The sequence below is a fragment of the Marinobacter azerbaijanicus genome (assembly GCF_030250645.1).
GTDB classification, from domain to species: Bacteria; Pseudomonadota; Gammaproteobacteria; order Pseudomonadales; family Oleiphilaceae; genus Marinobacter; species Marinobacter azerbaijanicus.
In genome coordinates this window covers 1-24,658 of the sequence record NZ_JASSVS010000004.1, presented here as the reverse complement: position 1 = coordinate 24,658, position 24,658 = coordinate 1, and the positions used below count along the sequence as shown (strand labels likewise).

Annotated in this window: 21 protein-coding genes; 11 read left to right on the top strand and 10 right to left on the bottom strand. The window is 57.9% G+C overall.

Annotated features, from left to right (window positions below; translation table 11 throughout):
* Positions 1 to 6: 6 nt before the first annotated feature.
* Positions 7 to 672 (bottom strand): GntR family transcriptional regulator, encoded by a 666-nt coding sequence (locus QPM17_RS09285; RefSeq protein WP_285390392.1) that lies wholly within the window; start codon positions 670 to 672, stop codon positions 7 to 9.
* 219 nt (positions 673 to 891) lie between these two features.
* On the opposite strand from QPM17_RS09285, the gene QPM17_RS09280 reads away from it, so the two are divergent.
* Together QPM17_RS09280 and gloA are read left to right on the top strand one after the other, a co-directional pair.
* Entirely contained in the window at positions 892 to 2,013 is a 1,122-nt protein-coding gene (locus QPM17_RS09280; protein ID WP_285390752.1) for an alkane 1-monooxygenase, read from the top strand.
* A gap of 164 nt (positions 2,014 to 2,177) precedes the next feature.
* Positions 2,178 to 2,735, top strand: coding sequence for a lactoylglutathione lyase (gene gloA, locus QPM17_RS09275; RefSeq protein WP_285390391.1), 558 nt, complete (start codon positions 2,178 to 2,180; stop codon positions 2,733 to 2,735).
* Between the two features lie 6 nt (positions 2,736 to 2,741).
* Here gloA and QPM17_RS09270 read toward each other — a convergent pair whose 3' ends face one another.
* The 8 genes from QPM17_RS09270 to atzF all read right to left on the bottom strand — a co-directional run bounded on the left by QPM17_RS09270 (position 2,742) and on the right by atzF (position 14,131).
* Positions 2,742 to 3,662: a DMT family transporter gene (locus QPM17_RS09270; protein WP_285390390.1), complete on the bottom strand. Its 921-nt coding sequence runs from the start codon at positions 3,660 to 3,662 to the stop codon at positions 2,742 to 2,744.
* On the bottom strand, positions 3,659 to 4,318 hold the full coding sequence (locus tag QPM17_RS09265; RefSeq protein ID WP_285390389.1) for a LutC/YkgG family protein: 660 nt from the start codon (positions 4,316 to 4,318) through the stop codon (positions 3,659 to 3,661). Before QPM17_RS09265 ends, QPM17_RS09270 begins: the two co-directional genes overlap by 4 nt.
* Positions 4,315 to 5,754: a LutB/LldF family L-lactate oxidation iron-sulfur protein gene (locus tag QPM17_RS09260; RefSeq protein ID WP_285390388.1), complete on the bottom strand. Its 1,440-nt coding sequence runs from the start codon at positions 5,752 to 5,754 to the stop codon at positions 4,315 to 4,317. Before QPM17_RS09260 ends, QPM17_RS09265 begins: the two co-directional genes overlap by 4 nt.
* The gene (locus QPM17_RS09255; RefSeq protein ID WP_285390387.1) at positions 5,751 to 6,530 is read right to left on the bottom strand and encodes a (Fe-S)-binding protein; all 780 of its coding nucleotides are present in this window, start codon (positions 6,528 to 6,530) and stop codon (positions 5,751 to 5,753) included. The genes QPM17_RS09260 and QPM17_RS09255 overlap by 4 nt, the downstream gene beginning before the upstream one ends.
* 130 nt (positions 6,531 to 6,660) lie before the next feature.
* Positions 6,661 to 6,930: a ComEA family DNA-binding protein gene (locus QPM17_RS09250; protein WP_285390386.1), complete on the bottom strand. Its 270-nt coding sequence runs from the start codon at positions 6,928 to 6,930 to the stop codon at positions 6,661 to 6,663.
* 447 nt (positions 6,931 to 7,377) lie between these two features.
* On the bottom strand, positions 7,378 to 8,070 hold the full coding sequence (locus tag QPM17_RS09245; protein WP_285390385.1) for a GntR family transcriptional regulator: 693 nt from the start codon (positions 8,068 to 8,070) through the stop codon (positions 7,378 to 7,380).
* 449 nt (positions 8,071 to 8,519) lie between these two features.
* Complete coding sequence (gene uca, locus QPM17_RS09240) at positions 8,520 to 12,152, bottom strand: urea carboxylase (RefSeq protein WP_285390384.1); 3,633 nt, start codon at positions 12,150 to 12,152, stop codon at positions 8,520 to 8,522.
* A 149-nt stretch (positions 12,153 to 12,301) separates the two neighbouring features.
* Positions 12,302 to 14,131, bottom strand: a complete 1,830-nt coding sequence (gene atzF, locus QPM17_RS09235; protein WP_285390383.1) for an allophanate hydrolase — start codon at positions 14,129 to 14,131, stop codon at positions 12,302 to 12,304.
* A gap of 350 nt (positions 14,132 to 14,481) precedes the next feature.
* Here atzF and urtA point away from each other — a divergent pair, with 350 nt between their 5' ends.
* The 9 genes from urtA (at position 14,482) to QPM17_RS09190 (ending at position 24,132) form a co-directional block, all read left to right on the top strand.
* Complete coding sequence (urtA, locus tag QPM17_RS09230; RefSeq protein WP_285390382.1) at positions 14,482 to 15,792, top strand: urea ABC transporter substrate-binding protein; 1,311 nt, start codon at positions 14,482 to 14,484, stop codon at positions 15,790 to 15,792.
* A 94-nt stretch (positions 15,793 to 15,886) separates the two neighbouring features.
* Positions 15,887 to 17,485: an urea ABC transporter permease subunit UrtB gene (urtB, locus tag QPM17_RS09225; RefSeq protein ID WP_285390381.1), complete on the top strand. Its 1,599-nt coding sequence runs from the start codon at positions 15,887 to 15,889 to the stop codon at positions 17,483 to 17,485.
* Between the two features lie 3 nt (positions 17,486 to 17,488).
* Positions 17,489 to 18,610, top strand: coding sequence for an urea ABC transporter permease subunit UrtC (gene urtC / locus QPM17_RS09220; protein ID WP_285390380.1), 1,122 nt, complete (start codon positions 17,489 to 17,491; stop codon positions 18,608 to 18,610).
* Positions 18,607 to 19,431: an urea ABC transporter ATP-binding protein UrtD gene (gene urtD / locus QPM17_RS09215; RefSeq protein ID WP_285390379.1), complete on the top strand. Its 825-nt coding sequence runs from the start codon at positions 18,607 to 18,609 to the stop codon at positions 19,429 to 19,431. The genes urtC and urtD overlap by 4 nt, the downstream gene beginning before the upstream one ends.
* Positions 19,431 to 20,129 (top strand): urea ABC transporter ATP-binding subunit UrtE, encoded by a 699-nt coding sequence (gene urtE / locus QPM17_RS09210; protein ID WP_285390378.1) that lies wholly within the window; start codon positions 19,431 to 19,433, stop codon positions 20,127 to 20,129. The genes urtD and urtE overlap by 1 nt, the downstream gene beginning before the upstream one ends.
* Before the next feature lie 249 nt (positions 20,130 to 20,378).
* Positions 20,379 to 21,281 (top strand): hypothetical protein, encoded by a 903-nt coding sequence (locus QPM17_RS09205; protein WP_285390377.1) that lies wholly within the window; start codon positions 20,379 to 20,381, stop codon positions 21,279 to 21,281.
* Between the two features lie 189 nt (positions 21,282 to 21,470).
* Positions 21,471 to 22,511, top strand: a complete 1,041-nt coding sequence (locus tag QPM17_RS09200; RefSeq protein WP_285390376.1) for a phosphoribosyltransferase-like protein — start codon at positions 21,471 to 21,473, stop codon at positions 22,509 to 22,511.
* Positions 22,495 to 23,148: an NADAR family protein gene (locus QPM17_RS09195; protein WP_285390375.1), complete on the top strand. Its 654-nt coding sequence runs from the start codon at positions 22,495 to 22,497 to the stop codon at positions 23,146 to 23,148. Before QPM17_RS09200 ends, QPM17_RS09195 begins: the two co-directional genes overlap by 17 nt.
* A gap of 249 nt (positions 23,149 to 23,397) precedes the next feature.
* Positions 23,398 to 24,132, top strand: coding sequence for a hypothetical protein (locus tag QPM17_RS09190; protein WP_285390374.1), 735 nt, complete (start codon positions 23,398 to 23,400; stop codon positions 24,130 to 24,132).
* Between the two features lie 61 nt (positions 24,133 to 24,193).
* Here QPM17_RS09190 and QPM17_RS09185 read toward each other — a convergent pair whose 3' ends face one another.
* A complete protein-coding gene (locus QPM17_RS09185) occupies positions 24,194 to 24,601 on the bottom strand; it encodes a Kiwa anti-phage protein KwaB-like domain-containing protein (protein WP_285390373.1) in 408 nt (135 codons plus the stop codon).
* Positions 24,602 to 24,658 lie beyond the last annotated feature (57 nt).

The window sequence follows — 24,658 nt, the reverse complement described above, 5'->3', positions numbered from 1 at the left end:
CCACAGTCAGGCAGTAGAGGCCAGCGCCTGCTGGATAAGTTCTTTCTGATGGGCGCCAAATTCTGCCACCAGGGATTCGGATTCATTGGCGTCCCTGGCCAGAATAGCCCTGGTCAGACGGGTGAAAAACAGCCCGGTCCGGTCCAGATCCTGCCGGTAGCGGTCAGCACTCAGGTAATAGGCACGGCTCACCGCCGGTTTGAAGTTGGTCAGTGCCTCGGTCAGGTAGGGGTTACCCACTACCTGACAGCAAACCTCCATCACTCCGAAGCTGGCTTCCACAATGGCGGTGATGTTGGCGTCCTTTCTCTGCATCTGGCCTGTCACCTTCTCAACCGCCTGCAACAGCTCTGCCTTGTGGTCTTCCCGCCAACGCTCACAGAGGCGGCGCGCCAGCATAATCAGCAGATGCATGTACACATCATAAAGCTCAGCCGCATGCACCGCGTCCAGCCGGGTGGCGGATGCCCCTTTGCGTGGGGTGATCTCAATCAGGTGCCAGCGCTCCAGAGTGTACAAAGCCTCCTTGACCGAAGCCCGGCTCACCTTGAGCTCGTTGGCCGTGGTCGCCTCATGCAGACGCTCCCCGGGCCTGATCTGGCCGGTCATGATGCGTTCTGCCAGATAGTTGGCAATCTGCTCGGCAAGGGTGTTGGGAACCTGAAAATCCATAAGGGCTCTCTGAACAGGGGACATGCGGAATGAGTTTATCACAGCCATTTAGCCTTGGATTGTCAGGAAGTTACTGCCAGCAGGACCTGATATTGATCAAAAAATGATATTTGCGCCTTGACGGATGTCATATTGTAGGACAATAATGCAGACAACAACAAGTGATCATCAAGATCCAATGCAACAGCCAATGAGGGAAGTCCCGTGAGTACCAGACCAATGACCCTGAGCTCCGAATCCGCACGCCGGAAGGTGCTGCTGACACTCAAGAAGTACAGTTACCTGATCGCGATGGTGCCTCTGGCATTGCCGCCTCTACTACTGGCGGCCGGGCAGGCCACCGGTTGGGTGAACCTGTTCGCCTGGGGCGTTCCGGTGGTGGTGTTCGGCATCATCCCCATCCTTGACCTGCTGCTGGGCAAAGACGCCCTCAACCCGGATGAGGAAACCGACACCCCCCGCATGAACTCTGAGATCTTTTACAAGTTCATCACCCTGGGCTGGGTTGCCGGCTTTGTGATGTTGCTGGGGTGGAGCATGTTCGTGCTGGCCTCGGGCACGTTCAGCGTGGCCGGTGGCATCGGCTGGATCTTCTCCATCGGCATCGTAGGTGGCCTGGGCATTAACGTCGCCCACGAACTCATCCATAAAGACGGCAAGCTCGAAACCTGGGCTGGCGGCCTGCTGCTGTCACTGGTCTGCTACGCCGGCTTCAAGGTGGAACATCTGCGAGGCCACCATGTACACGTCTCCACCCCGGAAGACGCTTCGTCGTCGCGCTACAACCAGTCCCTCTACAACTTCCTGCCACAGGCGTATGCCCGTAACTTCATGAACGCCTGGAAACTGGAAGCCAAACGCCTTCAGAAGAAAGGCTGCCGTGCTTTCAGCTGGCGCAATGAACTGATCTGGTGGTACAGCATTTCCGCCCTGGCACTGGTGGCCTTCACCGTCGCCTTTGGCTGGCTTGGCGCTGCTTTCTTCCTGGGCCAGAGCTTCATCGCCCTGAACCTGCTGGAAATTGTTAACTACCTGGAACACTACGGCCTCCACCGCCGCAAGCTGGAAAACGGCCGCTACGAACGCACGGGTCCGGAACACAGCTGGAATTCCAATTACTTCCTCACCAACGTGTTCCTGTTCCACCTCCAGCGTCACAGCGATCACCACGCCTGGGCCAAGCGCCGCTATCAGGTCCTCCGTCACCACGAGGTGGCCCCACAGCTACCCGCCGGTTACGCAGCCATGGTAGTCGTGGCGATGATCCCGCCACTCTGGAGGAAGATAATGAACCCGAGAGTTGAGGCTTACTACGAAGGTGAGGAGCACCAGCTGGTCTAAACAGAAAGCGATCATTTACAGGTTTTACGGCCCCACAGGTTTGTGTCTCTGACTGTGGGGTCTTTTTGTTGGAAGAGACACAAAGGTTCCCGCCCTTGAAATTCCCCCTCAAGGCGCGCAAGTATAGAGGTTGAATCCTGAACGCATAAATAAGGGAGCCCCCCATGCCCAAGCACTTCGAACAAGCCCCGGGCCTGCACGAAGCCACAGTCCCGGAAACCGAAGGCTACGTCTTCAACCAGACCATGCTGCGCATCAAAGACCCCGAGCGCTCCATGGACTTCTACACTCGGGTAATGGGCATGCGCCTGGTCAGGAAACTCGACTTCCCGGAAATGAAGTTCACCCTGTACTTTCTTGCCTACCTCGACGACCGCCAGGCCAACATGGTGCCCAACGACGACGCCCACCGCACCACCTTCATCTTCGGCCGCGAAGCCATGCTGGAACTGACCCACAACTGGGGAACCGAAAACGACGAAGATTTCAGCTACCACAATGGCAATGACGAGCCCCAGGGCTTTGGCCACATTGGTGTTGCCGTGCCAGACGTCTACAGCGCCTGTGCCCGCTTTGAAAATATGGGCGTGGAGTTCGCCAAGAAACCGGACGACGGCAAGATGAAAGGGTTGGCGTTTATCAAGGACCCGGACGGCTACTGGATCGAAATCCTGCAGCCGAACATGCTGGAAAAACAGCGCCGGGAAGCAGAAGAGGCGTAAGCTGCATCAGGCAGTGTCGGGCCGGTTCCCGGCACTGCTTCTGGACGCGACAATCACCGCTGCGGTCAGCACCAGCGCGCCGGTGATCCCCACCACGCCCAGTACCTCGCCCAGGAAAATCCACGCCAGCAACGCCACGAACAGAGGCTCCAGTGTCACGATAATGCTGGACAACGTTGCCGGTGTGGTCTTCATTCCGCTGAAGAAACTCAGGTAGCCCAGGCAGGTGGGCACAATGCCGATATAGGCCACCATCAGCCACTGACCGATGCCCAGACTATGCAGCCCTTCAAAACCGCCGCTCAGAGCCACTACCGGTAACAGGATCAGTGCCGCGGTAAAAAAGCAGATAAACGCCGTGGTGAACACGGGAGTACCGGTGGACGTATGGCGGCTGGTGAGGGTGAAGCCGGCATAGACAAAGGCGGCCAGAACCGCCATCAGGATGCCGCCCAGGCGAAGGGAGCCGGCGCTGTCCATATCACTGACCACCAGCATGGCGGTACCGGCAATGGCTGCGGCCAGGGCCAGTATGGTAACCAGTCCCGGTTTCTCACCCAGCAGCGGCGCCGCCAGAATGGCAACGAGCACCGGCGCCAGGCACAGGGCAATCAGCGTGGCAATACCCGCGCCGGTCATGTCTACTGCCAGCAGGTAACTGCCCTGATAGACCGCCTGAAAGCATCCCAGTGCAACCAACGGCAAGAGTGACTTGCGGGTAAACTTCGGCAGGGGTGTGGAACTGCGGGCCAGTGCACCCTGTTCCCGGCGCATCAGCGCAAAGAAAAAAGGCAGCGCCACCACCAGGCGTAGAAAGCCCAGTGTCACTGCCTGCAGCTCAGAGCCGGTAAACAGGAATTTTGCAACAATACCCGTGGTCGCCCAGAGCAGGGCGGCCAGGGCGATCAGTAGTGCGCCGCGGATCATTCAATAACCAATACGATCAGTTCCTTGGGGCCATGGACGCCGTAGGCAAGGGTCTGCTCAATGTCGGCGGTTTTGGATGGCCCGGAGATTAACAGCGCATTGGTCGGCATGCCAGCGGCCCAGTTCTGGGATCGCATGGCCTGATGGAAGGTGGTGTAAAGCTCACTGGCTTTCAGCACCGCAATATGGATAGGTGGCACCAGGCTCATCAGCCGTGGTTCATCCACCGATGGCCACAAGATCAGCGAGCCTGTCTCCGCAATGCCTCCCCGGGTAGAGGTGATGCCGGCGTCCACTTCACTGAACAGTGACTCCTGCCAGCTTTCCACCGGCTCGTCGTAGATCAGCAGTTGCGGCAGGTCGCCCCGGCTTTTCGTGGCGCTCTGCAACGCCTTGCCAATCTCGTGCTCTTTTGCAATCAGTAATGTCTCGGCGCCCCGAGTCTGCAGAATTTCGGCCAGGCGGTCAATCCAGTCGGCTTCGGTGGTGCGGTGGACCTCACCATGGACGGATTCAATGGTCTGCTCGAACATATCCAGCTTTTCGGCGGTGCTCCACTCCGGCCGGTTGAGCACCGAGAAGTCGCATTCCGGAGAGGTCAGTTCGCCGCCGGTGCGGTGGCGCAGGCGCTGGAGGATGGTGTCACGGGAACTCACTGGCTACGCTCCTTCATCCGTTCGTGGAGGGTTTTGGCAGCCAGTTTCGGTGCCGTGCGGTACTGGGTCCAGCCACCGAGCTTGCCTGGTTGCAGCTTGCGGAAGCGCGCGCCCAGGCTGGTGCCCATGCGGTATATACCGGGCCGGGCGTGCATCCAGCTCCAGCCCTTCCAGATCATGGCTTCCACTTTGCCGCGCTTGGCGCCATGGCCACGAACCTTGGCAGGGTGCAGTTTATCTCCGTCCACGGCTTCCTGGCGCAGGCGCACCAGCAGGTCGGGAATGGGAATCTTCACCGGGCAGACTTCGCCACAGGCACCACACAGGCTGGAAGCGGTTGGCAGGTGCCGGCCTTCGTCCAGGCCCACCATATGCGGCATCAGTATCTTGCCGATGGGGCCGGGGTAGGTGGTGCCGTAGGCGTGGCCGCCGACACGGGTATAGACGGGGCAGTGATTCATGCAGGCGCCGCAACGGATGCAGCGCAGGGTGTCCAGCAGTTCGTCGTCCTGGTAGATGGTGGAGCGGCCGTTATCCACCAGCACCACGTGGACTTCCTCCGGGCCGTCCAGCTCGTCGGCCTTGCGGGGCCCGGAAATCATGTTGAAGTAGGTGGTGATGTGCTGGCCGGTGGCGGATCGGGTCAGCAGTGCCAGCAGGGCGGTTACATCTTCCAGGTTGGGCACCACCTTCTCGATGCCGGTGACCGCAATATGGCAGGGCGGCACCGTGGTGGTCATGCGCCCGTTGCCTTCATTCTCCACCAGGCACAGGGTTCCGGTTTCAGCGACCGCGAAATTCACACCGGAAACACCCACATCCGCGTTCATGAACTTCTCGCGCAACTGCAAACGGGCGTTGGCGGTCAGGTATTCCACATCGTGGGACAGGTCGGTGCCGGTCTTGTCGTGCAGCAGCTGGGAAATCTCTTCGGTGTTCTTGTGAATCGCCGGCATGATGATGTGAGACGGCGTTTCCTCGGCCAGCTGAACGATGTATTCGCCCAGGTCCGACTCCAGGGCTTCAATGCCCTGTTCCTCCAGGTAATGGTTCAGTTCCATTTCCTCGGACACCATGGACTTGCCCTTGATCACGCTCCTGGCATTCCGGGCCACGCAGATGTCCCGCACAATCTCGCAGGCCTCGTCACCATCGGCGGCCCAGTGCACGGTAATGCCGTTCTCGGTCAGCTTCTGTTCCAGCTGCTCCAGCAGGTCCGGCAGGTTGGCCAGGGCCCGCATGCGGATATTGGCGCCCAGGTCCCGCAGGGTTTCCAGGTCCCAGCCTTCGAAAGCCGACTTGCGCTTGCTCATCAGCCCGTCCATCGCCTTGCGGAAGTTCTGGCGAATCTGCGGGTTATGGATGGCCGCCCGGGCGCGCGGGTGGAATTCCTTTACATCAATGTGATGGGCTGAGTGTTGTGCCGTTTCGCTCATGATTGCTTGCCCCCGTCGCCGTTGGTGCGTTCCCAGAGAAAATTCAGGATGTGCTGTCCGGAAACAGGCTTCTGGTTTTTCTCAGCGTAGCCGTCTATGTTCATCAGGCAGCCACAGTCGGTGGTGACAAATTCCTTGGCGCCGGTATCGACCAGGGTATCCACTTTCTCACTCACCATGGCACCGGAGATCTCCGGATGGCGCACTGCAAACGTGCCGCCAAAACCGCAGCATTCCTCGGCCCGCACCTGTTCTACCAGATTCACGTTCTTCAGTTGGCCAAGCAGCTTGGGGCCAACTTCCGCAACGCCCATTTCCCGGCGGGCAGAACACGAGGTGTGCATGGCTACGGTAGTGGGCTCCCCCAGGTCGTCCAGTTTGATGTGGCACACGTTCACCAGAAAATCCGTCAGTTCCCAGATCCGACCGGCAACTTCTGCTGCCTTCACATCGTCGGCGGTATCCTTGAACAGGGCGGGATAGTGCTTGCGCATCATTCCGCCGCAGGAACCAGAGGGCACAACGATGGGCCAGTTCTCAGGAAACAGCCCGAGCTGTGCCTTTGCAACGGCACGGGCCTCATCATGATAGCCGGAGGTGTAGGCGGGCTGGCCACAACAGGTCTGGTCCTCAGGGTAAATGACTTCAATACCTTCCCGTTCCAGTAACTGAATGCCGGCCATGCCTGCATCCGGATAGAACATGTCCACCAGGCAGGTGCCGTAAAAATAGACTTTGGAAGGTTTGGCCGGGTAAACCTTGATGGGATCAACCATAGTGCCACCGCTCATCGTTATCATTGTTAATGACCCACAATGATAGGGCGGCAGGCCAGGTGTTGCCAGGCGACTTTAGGGGGAGTTCTCCGGGAGCCGGGCAGCGGCGCCAGGCCGCTGCCCGGCAGGCTTATTTGACAGTCAGGCGGTCGGCGTTCTTTTCAACCGTGCGCTCGCCAATGCCCTTGACGTTGGCAAGGTCCTCACTGGACTGGAAGGGACCATTGGCATCACGATAGGCCACGATGGCTTCGGCCTTGCTCTGCCCGATGCCGTTGAGGCTGGCCAGGGTCTCGATATCTGCGGTGTTGATGTTGATGGCGGCGGGTTCAGCTTGGGCGAAACCGGCAAACAGGCTGAACAGCAGGACCATCATGGCCATGAAAGGGGTGCGCTTCATTTTACTTGGCTCCTGAAAGTGAATTTACGTGTCTGATTATTCGTCAGGACGTAAAAGCAGCGGAGCTGGTTGGAAAAGAAACAGGAACCGGAGAGGTTGGAAGTGCACGGACAGGAACACATTCCATGTGATCCTGACCCGTGGCTGACCCCATGCCTGATCCTTCAGGCTGCGCAACATCCTGTGCGCGTCTTCCCTGTGAGTCGTCCCTGTAAGCCCTGATTCCCTGGGCAACTCCTGATCCGTGGAACACTCTTCCTTGAACTAACGTCCCTGATTTAGCTTCCCTGAGCCAGCTTTCCTTGCCGGCTTCTCATCCTTGACACTGACCATTCTACTTGGGATCGGTTCTCGGCAAATCGGACAATCGCTCCGTCGACTGTGCGATATCTCTTACAGGTTTGTAATCAATACGACCGCAATACAAATGAATGTAAGTTCACGTTTTTACAGTTTTTTATGGACTTCCGCCGCCTCACGGATTTTCTCCATGGTAATCTCCCTGACCGCCTTCTGGCTGATACGGATATGACTTGTCAGCCGGTCCGCCGCCTCCACGGCATGGCCTGCACGAAGGGCTTCGAGTATCTCGGCGTGTTCCCGGTAGGTGGCGTCTATCCGGTCGTCGCGGGTAAAGTCCAGCCGGCGTATGATTCTCAGGCGGTCGGTGATTTCCCGGTGAATCCGTGACATCTCCCGGTTGCCGGCGGCAGCCACCAGGTCGCAATGAAAACTTTCGTCCAGTGCCCGGACAGTGCTGCCGACGGCGCGCTCGGACGGGTGGTCGGGGTTCCAGATGGCGGTGAGGGTTCTGACGGTCTGGGGTAACTCCGGCTGCTGGCAGATCTTGTGCATCGCAGCCCGTTCAAGGGTGATGCGCAGGTCGTAGAGTTCTTCCACCTGCTGGAAGTCAAACGGCTTCACCTGCCAGCCGCTGCGGAATAACACCTCGACAAAGCCTTCCCGCTGCAGCCGATACAGGGCTTCCCGCACGGGTGTCCGGCTGGCATTCAGGCGTGTTCCCACGTCTCCCTCGCTGAACTTGTCGCCGGGGATCAGCCGAAACTCAAAGATGTCGTCCTTCAGGGCTTCGTAAACCCTGTCTGCCATGGACTCTTTTCTTTTGGTGTTTGTTGCCATTTTTTTCTGATTCCCTTTGGTTCCCTCTTATTCAGGGGCCTCACCGGTTGGTTTTCGGCTTTGGGGCCGGCTGTTGGGAGGGGCTATTCAAAAGACGCCGTGAACCCATCCATGGGGGCTTGAGCGCAGCATCCCTGCTGCGCACACTTTTGAATAGCCCCTCCCAACAGCCGTCCCCGACTCCCTTTGCATGCGAGATCCTTTCGTTCAAAACTCGGGTTGAAGCCTGGCCAGGGTTAGGCTTCTGTCCCCGCTCCAAACATTGTTTTTCTTCAAACCGCAGTCACCCAAGCCTGGAGAAGCCGGTGGGGGAAGGCCTGTCACAGACTGTGCGCAGCAGGGATGCTGCGCTCAAGCCCCCATGGATGGGTTCACGGCGTGTCTGTGACAGGCCTTCCCCCAGCGGCGATACTCCAAATTAAGAGGCCAGTGCGGCCAAACTCCCAAACTCAGACCTTGATGCTCAACAGAGGCTCCCCGGGAGTAACGGCCTTGCCGGGCTCAACATGCATGGCGCTGATCTGACCGGCGAGCGTGGCATTTATCTCGAATTCCATTTTCATGGCCTCTACGATCACCAATGGATCACCTTCTGCCACGGTATCACCGGGTTTTACCAGGCACTTCCAGATATTCCCGGCAATCTCGGCACTCACCAGTTCGCCGAATCTCGCCAGGTCAGACACATCCGGCTTCGGCGGCGCCTTGGCCAGTTTATCCAGCTCTTCCGCTTCGCTGTCTTTCCACAGGGCCACTTCCTTGGCGTAGGCCGCCTGCTGCAGTTCCCGGAATTCGGCGATGGAATCCGCGTTGGCGTCGAGGAAGGCCTGGTGGGATTTGAGGTCGAAGGTTTCTTCCTCGATTTTCACCGTCAGCTGGCCGGCGCGGAACTGATCGCGCATTTCGTCCAGTTCGGCTTCGGTCACCGGGTAGTAGCACACCTGGTCAAAGAACCGCAGCAGCCAGGGGGCGCCTTCGGCGAATTGGGGGTTCTTGAGGTACTTGTTCCAGATCGGCAGGGTGCGGCCGACCAGCTGGTAGCCGCCGGGGGAGTCCATACCGTAGATGCACATGTAAACGCCGCCGATGCCCACGGTGCCTTCGGCGGTGTAGGTCCGGGCCGGGTTGTACTTGGAGGTGAGCATCCGGTGCCTTGGGTCCAGGGGCACGGCGCAGGGGGCGCCCAGGTAAACGTCGCCCAGGCCCAGCACCAGGTAACGAGCCGAGAACAGGATGTCGCGGACGGCTTCGCGGCTGGGCAGGCCGTTGATGCGTTGCATGAAGTCGACGTTGTTGGGCAACCAGGGCGCGGTGTCGCGGACGGACTGGCGGTATTTGTCCACGGCTTCCAGGGTGGCGCTGTCTTCGAAGGCCATGGGCAGGTGGATCACGCGGCTGCGGACTTTCAGTTCATCCGTGGGCGGCAGTGTGCCTTCCAGGTCCAGCAGGTATTCCATCAGTGAATCCTGCGGCAGGATGCGGGCGTCGTACCGCAGTTGCAGCGAGCGTACCCCCGGGGACAGTTCCAGCAATCCGGCCGGCTGTACGTCGGCAATGGCTTCCATCAGCGCATGAATGCGCAAGCGCACGCCCAGGTCCATCACGTTGGGGCCGTATTCCATCAGGATGTACTGGTCGCCGGCCTGGCGGTAGGTGACTTCCGGGCGGCCATCGGTTTCTTCCAGGTGGGCAAGCACGGTGGCAGAAAGGCCGTTCAGGGGCGCGAGTTCCGGAGCCATCAGCTCTGGCACCGGCGGTGCCATCAGGCTCTTGATGGCCAGTTCCTGGCGTTTGGAGAGCTCCACCGCAGTGTCGTTGTCTATTGCGACAAAACGGATCGTATCGCCCGGTTTTACCTGGCCGACTTTCCACAGCTCGGCCTTGGCGATGGTCACCGGGCACACAAAGCCGCCCAGGCTGGGGCCGTCTTTGGTCAGAATCACCGGCATGTCGCCGGTGAAGTTGATGGAGCCGATGGCGTATTCGCAGTCGTGGATGTTGGAGGGGTGCAGGCCAGCCTCGCCGCCGTCGGCGCGGGTGAACTCCGGCTTGGGCCCGTTCAGGCGGATGCCCAGGCGGTTGGAGTTGTAGTGCACTTCCCAGTCCTGCTCGAAAAACTTCTCGATGGATTTTTCGGTAAAGAAATCCGGCGCACCGTGGGGGCCGTAGAGCACGCCGATTTCCCAGTGGTCCGGGTAGTCCGGAATCAAATCGGGATCGGCCGGGGCCGGGTCGTGGGTCGGGGCAGTGGTGGTACAGGCTGGCAGGCTGACCTGGCTGATGCCCAGCATGTCACCGGGGCGCAATGGCCGGCCGCCGTGGCCGCCGAACTGGCCGAGGGCGAAGGTGGAGCGGCTACCCAGATAAACCGGCACATCGAACCCGCCGCGAACCGCCAGGTAGGTGCGGCAGCCCTTGATGGCCTTGCCCACCGCCAGAACCTGGCCGGCTTTCACGTGTATGGGCTTCCAGAATTCCACCGCCTTGTCATCGAGCGTTGCTTCCGTCAATGCACCGGTCAGGGCAACGACCGAGTCCTTGTGGAATTTCAGGCTGGGGCCGATCAGGGTGGCTTCCAGTCCGGCGGCTTCGTAGTGGTTGCCCACGATACGGTTGGCAATGCGGAAGGCGTAGTCGTCCATGGGGCCACTGGGGGGCACGCCGATGTTCCAGTAGCCCACGCGGCCGGGGTAATCCTGCACCGTGGTGTAGGTGCCGGGTTTGAGCACTTCTGCCACCGAGGGTTTGAACTCGAAGCTTTCCAGTGCGCGGGTGGAGACAATGCCATCAGTAAAGCTCTGCTGGGCCACCACCTGACGCAGGTAATCCAGGTTGGTGGCAATGCCCATCAGCCGGGTTTCCGCCAGGGCGGCTTTCAGTTTGGCCAGGGCATCGGCGCGGTCCTTGCCGTGTACGATCAGTTTGGCAATCATCGGGTCGTAATGGGCGGAGACTTCGCTGCCGTTTTCCACCCAGGTATCGATTCGCACGCCGTCTTCCGGCCAGTGCACATCGGTCAGTTCACCGGGGGAGGGTTGGAAGTCCTTCAGCGGGTCTTCCGCGTAGATGCGCACTTCCATAGATGCCCCGTTCAATTGCGGCTCAAAGCCGGCCAGGTCCGGGCTCTCGCCGGCGGCGATCTTCAGCATCCACTCGATCAGGTCCAGGCCGGTGACAGACTCGGTGACCGGGTGCTCAACCTGTAAGCGGGTATTCACTTCAAGGAAGTAGAACTCGTCCCGGTCGGCGTCGTAGATGTATTCCACGGTACCTGCCGAGCGGTAATTGACCGACTGGCCAAGGGAGACGGCGGCATCCAGCATCTTCTGGCGAGTGGCGGCCGGCAGGTTCGGTGCCGGGGTTTCCTCCACCACCTTCTGGTTGCGGCGCTGCAGGGAACAGTCCCGCTCGCCCAGGGCCACCACATTGCCTTCGCCGTCACCGAATATCTGTACTTCCACATGGCGGGCGCGGGCGATGAAGCGCTCCAGGAACACCCCGCTGTCGTTGAAGAAGCTCTGGCCCTGGCGGCGCACGGTTTCAAAGGCGTCCCGCAGTTCGCTTTCGCTGTTGCAGCGGGTCAGGCCAATGCCGCCCCCGCCGGCAGTGCTTTTCAGCATCACCGGGTAGCCCAGCCTGTCAGCCACGGCTACCGCTTCGCCCAGGGTATCCAGCAGGCCGCTGCCCGGAGCCAGGGGCACGCCGGCGGCTTCCGCCAGTTCCCGGGCCCGGTGCTTCAGCCCGAACTCGCGCATCTGGGTAGGTGTAGGGCCGATAAAGGCAATACCATCCGCCTCGCAGGCTTCGGCGAAGTCAGCGTTCTCGGAAAGAAAGCCATACCCGGGAATAATCGCCTCGGCGCCGGTGTGTTTGGCCGCCGACAGAATCTGCGCCTTATCGAGGTAGGTTTCGCTGGCGCCGTTACCGGTCAGGACCACGGATTCATCGGCCTGGGCTACATGCAGGCTGTGGCGATCCTGGTGGGAATAGACAGCGACACTGCCAACGCCCATGGCCTTGAGGGTACGAATGGTGCGGACCGCGATTTCGCCTCGGTTGGCGATTAGGACTTTTTTGAACATTTTTGGTATCTCCTATCTGTGGAGCTTGAGGGGTCTGCGGGGGTCTGACCCTGCGGGTCTGACCCCATACAAATTGACCAAGAGGCGTTTACCCAAAGTTTGGAGGTTGATCTGACCTGGTCAGATGTTGTGGGGTCAGACCCGTAGGGTCAGACCCCGGAGTCAGACCGCATATAAGCGCGCCAGCCGCCGAATTCGGTGACATCCCGAGCCCCCTCGAACCCGTACCCCTCACAGATAAACCCATTCACCCAACGCCCATCCGCCAGTTCCACCTTGCCGATACCGAGGGGCGCGGGAATCAGGTCCACGAAGGAACCGAAGGCCGAGGCCGGCATCTCCCAGACTTCCACGATGATCTGCTCACCTTCGCCCGGTGCTACCCGCTTCAGCCCGGGTTTCGGCGGCGTTGTATTCGGCAGGGCGTACAAGCGGTAATTGGCGGATGTGGTGGTCTGCTCCAGCAGGACGGCATAACGTTCGGTCAGTTGGGTGTTCAGGGGCATGCCGCTGAGATGGGCACCCACCACAGCCACCTGCACCGTGGGTGTGGAAATGGCCGCGCCCGGTGATTCTTCAGGCCGGGGTTTGTCGGTGGCACCCAGCGGTGTGGGATGGGCATTGAGCCACTGACAGGCCAGGTGCTGCAGTTCGGTGTCTTTCCAGGCACCGCTGATCAGCGTCACGCCGAACGGCAGGCCGTCGTCGCGGAAGCCGGCGGGAATGGCCAGGGCACTGAAGTCCGCCAGGTTCACGAAATTGGTGTAGGTGCCCAGCTGGCTGTTGAGGGTGATCGGGTTTTCGTTCACCGCATCAATCGTGGGTGCCGTGGGTGCAGTGGGCACCAGCAGGGCGTCCACATCGGCCAGCAGTTCATCGATCTGGCGCAGCAGTTCTTCCTTGCGGTACTGGGCCCCGAAGGTATCGGTGGCGGTAAACTTGCCGGCGTTGGCAATGATGCTTCTCACCACCGGGTTCATGTCACTGCCATGGCTGGCCATGAAGGACTCCACCGCAGCATGGCGCTCTGCTACCCAGGGGCCTTCATAGAGCAGGGCGGCCAGTTCCAGCATGGGGGTGAAGTCCAGCGACACCAGCTCCACATCCTGCTGCCGCCAGAGGCTGATGGCGGTATTCCAGGCCGCCTCTGCCTGCTGGTCGCCAAACCACTGCGGGTGCTCCGGAATGGCCAGGCGTTTGAGCGGGCCCGGGCGACGAATGGCCGGGCCATCCAGAGGCAGGGCATAGGGCGCCTTGCGGGAGAAGGCATCATCGGCATCAAACCCGGCCATGGCATCGGCCACACGCCCGGCGTCGTTCACGGTCAGGGCAAACACAGACACGCAATCCAGCGAGCGACAGGCGGGCACCACGCCGTGGATGCTGAACAGCCCTTTGGTGGGTTTCAGACCCACCAGATTATTCAGCCCGGCCGGCACTCGGCCAGAGCCGGCGGTGTCGGTACCCAATGCAAAGGGCACCAGGCCGCGCGCTGTCACGGAAGCCGAGCCAGAGCTGGAGCCACCGCTGATCACCTCCGGCCTAAAGGCATTAGAAACCGCCCCATAAGGAGAGCGCGTACCCACCAGCCCGGTGGCAAACTGGTCGAGGTTGGTTTTGCCGATCAGCACCGCGCCCGCGGCCTTGAGCCGGGCAATCACCGTGGCGTCCTCTTCCGGCGAATAGGCATAGGCCGGGCAGCCGGCGGTGGTTTCGAACCCGACGGCGTCAATATTGTCCTTGGCCGCAAACGGAACCCCATAGAGTGGCAGGCGGCTGATATCGCCGCCTACCTTGTTAAGGCTGCCCGCCAGGTCGAACAGGGCCGCCTGTAACTGCGTGCTTTCTGATAGTGCAATCCAGGCGTTGTCGGTTGTATCCAGGCTGGCGACCAGTTCGCCGATAAGATCCTCGGGCCTGGCGCCCGACTGGTAGGCCTTCTGCCAATCCTCAATGGTCCATCCGAATGTTGCGGGCATGGTTTGTCCTCATGTGCGTTATCAACTTGTATACATGAGCAATGGCAATGCCCGTGCCATTCGGGAAGGATTTAAAAATAGTCAGTAAAAACAGTGAGATATGTAAATGCAACCACAAGGACCGTCTCTGAGGGCCGCACTATTGATGGGCGGGTGCACCATAAAAAGGCTATTAAAACGGAGAATTGCGAGCCTTTCCACGGGGCAAGGGCAGGCGTTGATAGCTTGTATACTAGATAAGTCGTTGTTGTGTATGGGTATTGGTGAAAGCTGGAACGACAGATGCAGTGGCAGCAGTGCGTTTACTCAAGCGAATGGCACGAACCAACCTGCAAACAAGGACGCACAACATGACCATCAAAAAACACGTGAAACTGGGCCTCTCAGCGCTGGCCCTCTCTGTATCCCTCAACGCAATGGCTGCCGAAGACCCGATCAAGGTCGGTATCCTTCACTCCCTCTCCGGCACCATGGCCATCAGTGAAACGGTCCTGAAAGACACCGTGGAAATGCTCATCGAAAAGCAGAATGCCGAAGGCGGTGTGCTCGGCCGTCAACTGGAAGCGGTGGTGGTCGACCCGGCCTCCAACTGGCCTCTGTTTGCTGAAAAGGCCCGCGAACTGCTGGCCAAGGAAGAAGTGGATGTCATCTTCGGCAACTGGACCTCGGTTTCCCGCAAATCCGTACTGCCGGTGGTGGAAGAACTGAACGGCCTGCTGTTCTACCCGGTCCAGTACGAAGGTGAAGAGTCTTCCGAGAACGTCTTCTACACCGGCGCCGCCCCCAACCAGCAGGCGATTCCTGCGGTGAACTACCTGATGAACGAAATCGGTGTTGAGCGCTGGGTACTGGCCGGTACCGACTACGTGTACCCGCGCACCACCAACAAGATCCTTGAGACCTACCTGATGGACATGGGTGTGGCCAAGGAAGACATCATGATCAACTACACGCCGTTTGGGCACTCCGACTGGCAGAACATCGTATCTGACATCAAGAGCTTCGGTTCCGCCGGCAAAAAGACCGCTGTGGTCTCCACCATCAATGGCGACGCCAACGTGCCCTTCTACCGCGAACTGGGCAACCAGGGCATTTCTGCCTCTGACATCCCTGTGGTTGCCTTCTCCGTGGGCGAGCAGGAGCTCTCCGGTATCGACACCGGCCCGCTGGTTGGCCACCTGGCCGCCTGGAACTACTTCATGAGCGTGGACAGCGACGCCAACTACGACTTCATCGACCAGTGGGTTGCCCACACCGGCGATGAGGAAGCCGTCACCAACGACCCCATGGAAGCCCACTACATCGGCTTCAACATGTACGTCGAGGCGGTGAAAAAAGCCGGCACCACCGATGTGGATGCGGTTAAAGACGCCATCATCGGCGTAAGCGTGCCCAACCTCACCGGCGGTTACGCCGCCATGATGCCCAACCACCACATCACCAAACCGGTGCTGATTGGCGAGATCCAGGACAACGGCCAGTTCTCCGTAGTCTGGGAGACCCCATCCACCGTGGCCGGCGATGCCTGGTCTGACTACCTGCCCGGTTCGCGGGACCTGATCGCCGACTGGCGCAAGCCGCTGTTCTGCGGAACCTTCAACACCGTAACCGGCAAGTGTGGCGCTTCCGCCGGCCAGATGGCGGCGGAAGAAGCCGAATAAGGTGTAGGAAGCAGAGCAAGACAGGCAACCGGGGCAGACACACTGTTCCCGGTTGCCGCACCCGCAACCCGCTTTCAACAGACAGGACACACTCATGAGCATCATCCGATCGCTCACATTGCTGCTTATTGCCCTGGTTTCCCTGTGGTCGCTTCCTGCCAGCGCGCAGGATGACGATCCCGGCAAGGCGCTGCTGGCCAACCTTGCCGAAGCGCCAGCCAGCAACGTGGAAGAGGCCATCAACGCCATCGTCAGCAGCGGTGATCCAAGAGCCAGGGGCTGGCTTGAAGCCTACGGAAACAACCGCCTGAGCCGGATAAAAGACACCGGCCAGGTTGTTGTGGTTCTGAACAACCGGGGCCGGGACTGGGAAATTGCCAACCCGCTGACCGGAGAGAACATGGGCGACATGTCCCGCCGGGAGCTGGACAGAGTTGCCATCAACAACGCCATACGGGGCCAGCTTGAAGGCATACTCGCCATGCTGGACCTGAACGCCGCCGACCCGCACGTGCGTGAAGCTTCCGCACAGGACATGATGGGCAAAGTGGATGCCTCACTGGTAGAACCGCTGGAAGCGCGGCTGGAACTGGAAGAAAACGCAAATGTGCGTAACCGAATTGAAGAAGCCCTGGCCATCTACCGGGTGGGCGAGGGTGATATCGAAGCCGTGGATGTACTGGCCGGCAGCCTGCACCCCCGGGCCAGGGCCGCCCTGAACCAGGCTGTGCGCAGCGACGACCCGGTACTGGCGAAAAAGGCCGGGCAGGCCCTGGGCACCATCGAACAGAAACTGAAACTGAACCGCGCCGCCGAGACCCTGTACTTCGGGCTCTCCCTGGGCTCGGTGCTGGTACTGGCCGCCATTGGCCTGGCCATCACCTTCGGCGTGATGGGCGTGATCAACATGGCCCACGGCGAACTGATCATGCTGGGGGCCTACACCACCTGGGGCATGCAGCAACTGCTGCCGGGCCAGCCCGGCCTGGCGCTGATACTCTCCATCCCCGCCGGCTTCCTGGTGGCCGCCACCGCCGGCATCATCATCGAACGCAGCGTTATCCAGTATTTGAAGGGCCGCCCACTGGAAACCCTGCTGGCCACCTTCGGCATCAGCCTGATCCTGCAGCAACTGGTGCGCACCGTGATCTCCCCCCAGAACCGCACCGTGGTCACGCCGGACTGGATGAGTGGCTCGCTGGTAATCAACGACGCGCTCTCCCTCACCCTCAATCGCATGTATGTACTGGGCTTTGCGCTGGTGGTTTTCGCGGCACTGATGCTGATCATGCGCAAGACCCGCCTGGGCCTGGAAGTGCGCGCTGTGACCCAGAACCGCAACATGGCCCGTTCCATGGGCATCCGCGCCACCCGCGTGGACATCATGACCTTTGCCCTCGGCTCCGGCGTTGCCGGCCTGGCCGGTGTGGCGCTATCCCAGCTCACCAACGTGGGCCCCAACCTGGGCCAGAACTACATCATCGACTCGTTCATGGTGGTGGTGTTCGGTGGCGTGGGCAACCTGTGGGGCACCCTGATTGCCGGGCTGTCGCTGGGCACCATCAACCAGCTGCTGGAACCCTGGGCCGGTGCCGTACTCGCCAAGATCATCGTGCTGGTGTTCATCATTCTTTTCATACAGAAACGGCCGAAGGGGCTCTTCCCCCAGAAAGGCCGGGCAGCGGAGGGCTGAGTTATGGCGGTATCACAGAACTGGCTGCTCCGGCCTTTTCAGGAGCGTTCCACACAGATATTCCTGGGCGTACTGTTCGCGGCCCTGGTGGTGGTCACCTTCCTCCACCTGTTCATGCCCCAGGACAGCGCCCTGCATGTCAGCGCCTACACCGTCACCCTGCTGGGCAAGTACCTTTGTTACGCGCTGCTGGCGGTCGCGGTGGACCTGGTGTGGGGTTACCTCGGTATCCTCAGCCTGGGCCACGGCGCCTTCTTTGCCCTCGGCGGCTACGCCATGGGCATGTACCTGATGCGCCAGATCGGCGACCGCGGTACCTACGGCGATCCGATACTGCCGGACTTCATGGTGTTCCTGAACTGGGGCGAACTGCCCTGGTACTGGCTGGGCTTCGACATGGCCTGGTTTGCCTTCATCATGGTGCTGCTGGCACCGGGCATTCTGGCGCTGGTGTTCGGCTTTCTGGCCTTCCGCTCGCGGGTGACCGGGGTGTACCTCTCCATCATCACCCAGGCACTGACCTTTGCCCTGATGCTGGCCTTCTTCCGCAACGAAATGGGCTTTGGCGGCAATAACGGCCTGACCGACTTCCGCGACATCCTCGGCTTCAACCTGCGCACCGACGCCACACGGCTTGGGCTTTTCATTGCTACCGGCATCGCGCTGGCCATCGGCTACGTGATCTGCCGTGCCATCGTGGCCAGCAAGCTTGGCCGGGTGAGTATCGCCTGCCGCGACGCCGAAGCCCGCACCCGCTTCCTCGGTTACCGGGTGGAACGGGTGCAGCTGTTCGTGTTCGTGGTGTCCGCCATGCTGGCGGGTGTGGCCGGGGCGCTGTACGTGCCGCAGGTGGGCATCATCAACCCCAGCGAATTCTCGCCGCTGTTCTCCATCGAAATCGTGGTGTGGGTGGCCCTCGGTGGCCGCGCAACCCTCTACGGCGCAGTGATCGGCGCCATCCTGGTGAACTACGCCAAAACCGTGTTCACCGGCGTAATGCCGGACGCCTGGCTGTTCATGCTCGGTGGCTTGTTCGTGCTGGTGACCGTGTTCCTGCCCAAGGGCATCGCCGGCCTGCTGAAAAAACGCCAGAAGCAACCCCAGACACAGGAGGCCACCGCATGAGCATGCTGGAGCAACTCACCCATCGCGACCGCGTGTTCGACTTCCTCGCACCCGTGGCCTCGCCAGTCGACGTGCGCCACGGCCCGATCCTGTACATGGAAGGCGTGAACGTGAGCTTTGACGGCTTCAAGGCCATCAACAACCTCAACCTAACCGTGGACGACGGCGAACTGCGCTGCATCATCGGCCCCAACGGCGCGGGCAAAACCACCATGATGGACATCATCACCGGCAAAACCCGCCCTGATACCGGCTCCGTATGGTTCGGCAGCCGCCACAACCTGCTCACCAAGAGCGAGCCGGACATCGCCAGCCTGGGCATCGGCCGCAAGTTCCAGAAACCCACGGTATTCGAAGCCCTCACCGTGTTCGAAAACCTGGAACTGGCCATGGCCGCCGACAAACGCATCCTGCCCACCCTGACCGCCATCATGAAACCGGAATACCGGGACCGCATCAACGAAGTGCTGGAAACCATCGGTTTGCAACAACTGCGGGACAGACTCGCCGGCATCCTCTCCCACGGCCAGAAACAGTGGCTGGAAATCGGCATGCTGCTGATGCAGAAACCACGGCTGCTGCTGGTGGACGAGCCGGTAGCCGGCATGACCGAACAGGAAATGGAGCGCACCGCCGAACTGCTCACCAGCCTGGCGGGCAAACAGTCCGTTGTGGTGGTGGAGCACGACATGGGCTTCGTGCGCTCCATCGCCCGCCACGTGACCGTGCTGCACCAGGGCAGCGTGCTGGCCGAAGGCACCATGGACCAGGTCTCCAACGACCCGGAAGTGATCAAAGTATACCTGGGGGAGGAGGCGTAATGCTGAAGATCCAGAAGCTCAACCAATACTACGGCGAAAGCCACACCCTCTGGGACCTGGACCTGGACGTACCTCAGGGCCAGTGCACCTGCGTAATGGGCCGCAACGGCGTGGGCAAAACCACCCTGATGAAATGCATTATGGGCGAGGAAACCACCAAAAGCGGGAGCATCGAATTCGCACAGGATGTGGAACTGACCAAGAAGAAAATCGAAGACCGCTCACGCCTTGGCATCGGCTACGTGCCCCAGGGACGGCAAATCTTCCCGCTGCTGACCGTGGAAGAAAACCTGCGCACCGGCCTGGCCGTGCGGGCCGATGGCAGCAAGAAAATCCCCGAGCGGGTGTATGAGCTTTTCCCGGTGCTGAAGGAAATGCGGCACCGCAGAGGCGGTGACCTCTCTGGTGGGCAGCAACAGCAACTTGCCATTGGCCGGGCGCTGGTGATTGAGCCCAGGCTGCTGATACTGGATGAGCCAGGGGAGGGGATTCAGCCGAATATTGTGGCGCAGATTGGGGAGGTTATTCGCCGTCTAATCGAAGAAGACGGGCTGACGGTGTTGCTGGTTGAGCAGAAGTTGCCGTTTGCGCGGAAGTATGCGGATCGGTTTGCGATTTTGGATCGGGGGCGGAGGGTGGCGGAAGACGAGATTGCAGGGCTGACCGACGAACTCATTAAGAAGCACCTGACCGTTTAGCCGCTTAGTTGCCCCCATGCCCTGATAGGCCTTAAAGCCCTACCTATCAGAACTCCGTGCCGAGCGATCCTTGGTGCGGAGTTTTTGTTTTTTAACCTCAGCAGGAAAACGGCGCCAAGATGGGCTAATGTAGGTAGCCATATGCTACGCACACACTGATAGTTAGGGATGACGGCCGATGAATCAATTAGCGTTATTCAGGCCTATCAGTGTGAAATCGAAAGGTCATTCATATAGAGGGACTGTGAGGTGACTTCATCGGCAAGCGACTACGACTATGAGCTTTACCTAGATTTTCGAAAATCTGAAGGTGATCCCTCACGAGTCTTTCATGCAATGGGTGGAATGATTGATGCGCTTAATAATTTAGATCGCGATCTTGGAAAATTAATTAGTCCATATTATGAGCCCCAAATAATCCTTGAGAACATTTACACGGGATCGCTACGCGCAAAACTCGGTGAAATTCTGAGGGAAATACCTGACGATGCGCTTAAAGACTTCGAGCTAAAGAAGATCCTTGGGCATTTTCTTCTTAAAACAAAATACCTAATCGTGAAGTGGTGCGAAGCTAAGGAAGCTATCGACGATATGGATGATATTAAGGAGCTGGAGAGTCAGATCGAAGAGGCTGCGGAATCCACGAATGTTAAAAGAATACCTGCATACAGTTCAATCAACCGAAAAGATCTTTTGAATCATATAAAACGCATTCAGAACGCAATGAGCCCTCTCGAAGAATTTGATTCTATTGAATATCGCTCAGTTGTTGGTGACGCTCGTTTCAACGGTCAGTTAGCCATCTCGTCACAAGTTATTTCTGATTGGCTGACGAAAGAGGTACATACGACCCAAGGCCCAAGGATTTTGAAAGTCAAAAAGCCCGATTATTTGGGTAAGTCAAAGTGGGCTTTTCGATACAATGGCCATGCCATTGAGGCGAAGATTTCAGATATACCATGGCTGGTCGATTTCCAGAGCGGAAATATTTCTGTAAACCCTGGAGACTCTATTCGAGCTGAGCTTAAAGAAGATATTGCTTTTGGTTACGAGGGGGAAATAGTTCATGTCTGGTACGATGTACTTGAGGTTTATGAAGTCATTCCAGGAATGAGAGCTATCCAAGGTGGATTCTTTGATTCCAAAGGATGATTTGATAAAAGTAGGTTGTCGGCAAGGTACTCCACTGCGCTCTGTATCTCCGCAACTGCAACTGGAACTGCAACTGTAACTGCTAGGGCGTATGCTAGTTACGTGCAGGCGTGGAGTCTATTATAGTGCGGACGTCTGGTATAAATACAGCGACACTTTGAGATTCGTCAATTGGCAGGAGACTAATAGATGAGCGAACGTGACGATCTGCTCGTTTCCGTCGCGAAAGAGATCAGGACCTATAGGAAAGATGACTTTCTCGAACCGACGCCGGAGCATGTCGACCGTTGGCTTCATCAGTTCACGCCCTCCCAGCAGCTGCCATTCCTGCGCGAGTTTGAGCACGTCATCAAGCAGACCTTCTTCTCACGAAGAAACGTGGAGGATTTCCTCCGCGCCCTCGTGACCAACGCGAAGCTGGCTGGTGCCAACCCCGCCTTGTACTGGTCGTCCGCGAACTTCTTGAGCATCCAGCAGAACGGGCAGAGCCAGAAGGAGATGCTCAAGCTCTTCTCGAAGTGCCTTGAAGACGAATGCGGTCTCGACCTGGATGACTGCGGAGAAGATGGCGGCGACTTCATCTACCTTGATGACGCGATGTTTAGTGGCAATCGCGTGGGGAATGACCTTGAGCCATGGATTGTCAAGGAAGCGCCTCAATCGGCTACTGTTCATGTCATCGTCGCTGCTCTTCACTCGGGAGGCTGGTATTTTGTCGATAAGAGGCTCAAGGGTGTGATCGCGCAATCTGGAAAGAAGATCGCCATCAACTATTGGCGTGCCCTCGAGATTGAGAACCGCAAGTGGTTCAAGAACAGTTCAGGAGTGCTTTGGCCCACTATGGTCCCAAACGTCGCTGAGGTTCAAGACTACATGGCTCTGCCGACGAAGTTCCCCTTCGAGCCTCGACAGGCTAGCGCAGCAGCTATCCAGCCGTTTTCCTCTGAATCGGGCCGTCAAGTTTTGGAGAGCGAGTTCCTAATTGCGGGCGCTAAGATCAGGGCGAAGAGTGAGAACCCGAAGCAGTCCATGCGCCCTCTCGGCTTCAGCCCGTTCGGCGTGGGTTTCGGCTCGATGATCGTCACCTACCGGAATTGCCCGAACAATTGTCCACTTGCAATGTGGTGGGGAGACCCGGAGGCGACCTCGGGCGCCCTGCATTGGTATCCGCTGCTACAGCGTGAGGGCTATTCCTCCGCGAGGAACATCTTCGATGACCTTACGCTCTAGCATAGACCAACCTGAGAAAAGCCTCCTGCGGACATACGTCCGCAGCGAGGTTGTCGTTTTCTATAAGACGAGGGAGGCCTTTGGTGGCCTGTCCAACATGGCGTCGGGCTTCCCTTTGCAGATCAACGGCGTTCGCATCTTGACGACGGAGGCCTTGTATCAAGCCTGCCGCTTTCCTCACATGCCGGATGTCCAGCGGGAAATCATCGGGCAGCACAGCCCGATGACCGCTAAGATGAAGAGCAAACCACATCGGAAAGAGTCAAGGCCAGATTGGGAAGAGGTCAGACATAAGGTCATGCGTTGGTGCCTGCGCGTGAAGCTTGCGCAGAACTACGATGAATTCGGTCGACTGCTGCTTTCAACTTGTGATCAGCCAATCGTCGAGCAATCACGCAAGGATGACTTTTGGGGAGCCAAGTTGGCAGACGAAGCTGGCGATTTGTTGGTCGGGCAGAACGTGCTAGGTAGGCTTCTGATGGAATTGCGAGAGAAACTCAAAGGTGATCGGGAAGGTGTAATGAAGACGGTGCCCCCACTCGGTATTCCCAACTTCATGCTACTAGGTAAACCGGTTGAGACAGTTACCGCTAGAAGCTCGGGCAACGGGCATAAGGCACAGCCCGAATTGTTTTAATGGCTTCTTGTAATAGGGGGCAACACCTTACAGAATCCCACACCATGGAAAAGGGAGCGGCCCCTTTGGTCTTGAGCTGGCTACTTCGGAAGAATTGAAGAAAGATGGGAAGGCAACCATGGGGACATGGGGGTGCTTAAAACCCGGGATAGATTTATGTAAAAGGCAGAAACCCGTCATGTTGCATCTATCAATAGTTTTCAGGGGGCTGAAAAGCCCCAATTAGGTATTTAATCGAATGAGGAGTTTATGTTCGAAGATCAAAAAACAATGGAATTTGAGTTCTCAGAAGCATCAGATAGAGCTGCAGTAATTGTAGGAGCATCACTCCTAGACGAAATGCTAAGAGAAATATTGTTAAGCCACTTAGTTTCTGACAAAGAAAAGAACAATAAAGAAATATTTAGCGGTAATGGACCTTTGAGCACATTTAGCTCAAAGATTAATATGTCATATCGCTTAGGTCTCATTTCTAACAAAGAGAGAATATTGCTGCATGGAGTCAGAAGTATTAGAAATGAATTTGCACATAAACTCTCTAAGGCAGACTTTTCAATTGACAGTCTGTCGCAAAGATCAAAAAATCTTTCAATAGAAAAAAGTCTTTTAATGCCATTCGATATTCCAATACCCTCAAAAGAGGGTGAAGAAGTCCCTTTGCCAGAAATCAAAAAAGCAGACGTAAACAACCCAAGAGAGATCTATCAAGAAGCGGTTATGTACTTAGCTTACTGCTTGAGAGCAAGGCTCATGTCAGCCAAAGCAGCGCAACTTGAAGAATTGCCAGACTTTAAAGAGGCTACGGAACCAGCTGAAATGATGTTAAAGATAAAAGAGTCCCAGATGAACGATTACAAGGCGTTGCTTGAAAAAACTGGAGTAATGGAAGACAAGGACCAAGAACACTTGGAAAAACATGATATTTTAATAAGAACTCAAAGATACTGCATCCAACGTGCCAAGCTCGCTCACGAGTCAGCATAGTGAAATAATTGCCTAACAAGTAAATCCAGGTGACGCCTATGGCGCACCTGATTTAGGCGTTTTATTGTTGCTGAGTCTTTTCGGATTCTGCAATGCTGTCTTTAGCTACACTTTCATAATATAGCTTTGTGAGTTCTGACTGCAAGAAGTCGTCATTTATAAGTTTAAGAAATAGATCTTGGGATTTTTTCGTTCCCAAATTTATTTGGCTCCCATCGTAACTGTATTTGAATTTTCCTTTCAAAGCAGGATGGTTGTTTGTAAAACTTATTACCTGCTCATTTGGTATCTGTCCCAATACTGGTGATTTACTTGCGGCTTTAACAAGTTTTCTTGCGAATGATATCTCATCTATTCTATCTTTAAAAACTTCGTGGTTCTCTACCAGGCCAGTTTCTATAATGTTTTCTAACCCCTGAGTAGCAACATTTTTTACCGCTTCATGGAAGTGCATATTCCGGCCCATCATGAACACCCATTCCGGACGAACGTGAACACCTATTCTGGTTCAACGTGAACAGCCATT

Bases quoted from the DNA above. Each gene is read 5' to 3' on its own strand.
- QPM17_RS09250 (WP_285390386.1), bottom strand. From the start codon at position 6,930: ATGAAGCGCACCCCTTTCATGGCCATGATGGTCCTGCTGTTCAGCCTG.
- QPM17_RS09285 (WP_285390392.1), bottom strand. From the start codon at position 672: ATGGATTTTCAGGTTCCCAACACCCTTGCCGAGCAGATTGCCAACTAT.
- QPM17_RS09245 (WP_285390385.1), bottom strand. From the start codon at position 8,070: ATGGCAACAAACACCAAAAGAAAAGAGTCCATGGCAGACAGGGTTTAC.
- QPM17_RS09260 (WP_285390388.1), bottom strand. From the start codon at position 5,754: ATGAGCGAAACGGCACAACACTCAGCCCATCACATTGATGTAAAGGAA.
- urtC (WP_285390380.1), top strand. From the start codon at position 17,489: ATGGCGGTATCACAGAACTGGCTGCTCCGGCCTTTTCAGGAGCGTTCC.
- gloA (WP_285390391.1), top strand. From the start codon at position 2,178: ATGCCCAAGCACTTCGAACAAGCCCCGGGCCTGCACGAAGCCACAGTC.
- urtB (WP_285390381.1), top strand. From the start codon at position 15,887: ATGAGCATCATCCGATCGCTCACATTGCTGCTTATTGCCCTGGTTTCC.
- QPM17_RS09190 (WP_285390374.1), top strand. From the start codon at position 23,398: ATGTTCGAAGATCAAAAAACAATGGAATTTGAGTTCTCAGAAGCATCA.
- QPM17_RS09270 (WP_285390390.1), bottom strand. From the start codon at position 3,662: ATGATCCGCGGCGCACTACTGATCGCCCTGGCCGCCCTGCTCTGGGCG.
- QPM17_RS09280 (WP_285390752.1), top strand. From the start codon at position 892: ATGACCCTGAGCTCCGAATCCGCACGCCGGAAGGTGCTGCTGACACTC.
- QPM17_RS09255 (WP_285390387.1), bottom strand. From the start codon at position 6,530: ATGGTTGATCCCATCAAGGTTTACCCGGCCAAACCTTCCAAAGTCTAT.
- urtD (WP_285390379.1), top strand. From the start codon at position 18,607: ATGAGCATGCTGGAGCAACTCACCCATCGCGACCGCGTGTTCGACTTC.
- QPM17_RS09195 (WP_285390375.1), top strand. From the start codon at position 22,495: ATGACCTTACGCTCTAGCATAGACCAACCTGAGAAAAGCCTCCTGCGG.
- urtE (WP_285390378.1), top strand. From the start codon at position 19,431: ATGCTGAAGATCCAGAAGCTCAACCAATACTACGGCGAAAGCCACACC.
- atzF (WP_285390383.1), bottom strand. From the start codon at position 14,131: ATGCCCGCAACATTCGGATGGACCATTGAGGATTGGCAGAAGGCCTAC.
- urtA (WP_285390382.1), top strand. From the start codon at position 14,482: ATGACCATCAAAAAACACGTGAAACTGGGCCTCTCAGCGCTGGCCCTC.
- QPM17_RS09200 (WP_285390376.1), top strand. From the start codon at position 21,471: ATGAGCGAACGTGACGATCTGCTCGTTTCCGTCGCGAAAGAGATCAGG.
- QPM17_RS09185 (WP_285390373.1), bottom strand. From the start codon at position 24,601: ATGATGGGCCGGAATATGCACTTCCATGAAGCGGTAAAAAATGTTGCT.
- uca (WP_285390384.1), bottom strand. From the start codon at position 12,152: ATGTTCAAAAAAGTCCTAATCGCCAACCGAGGCGAAATCGCGGTCCGC.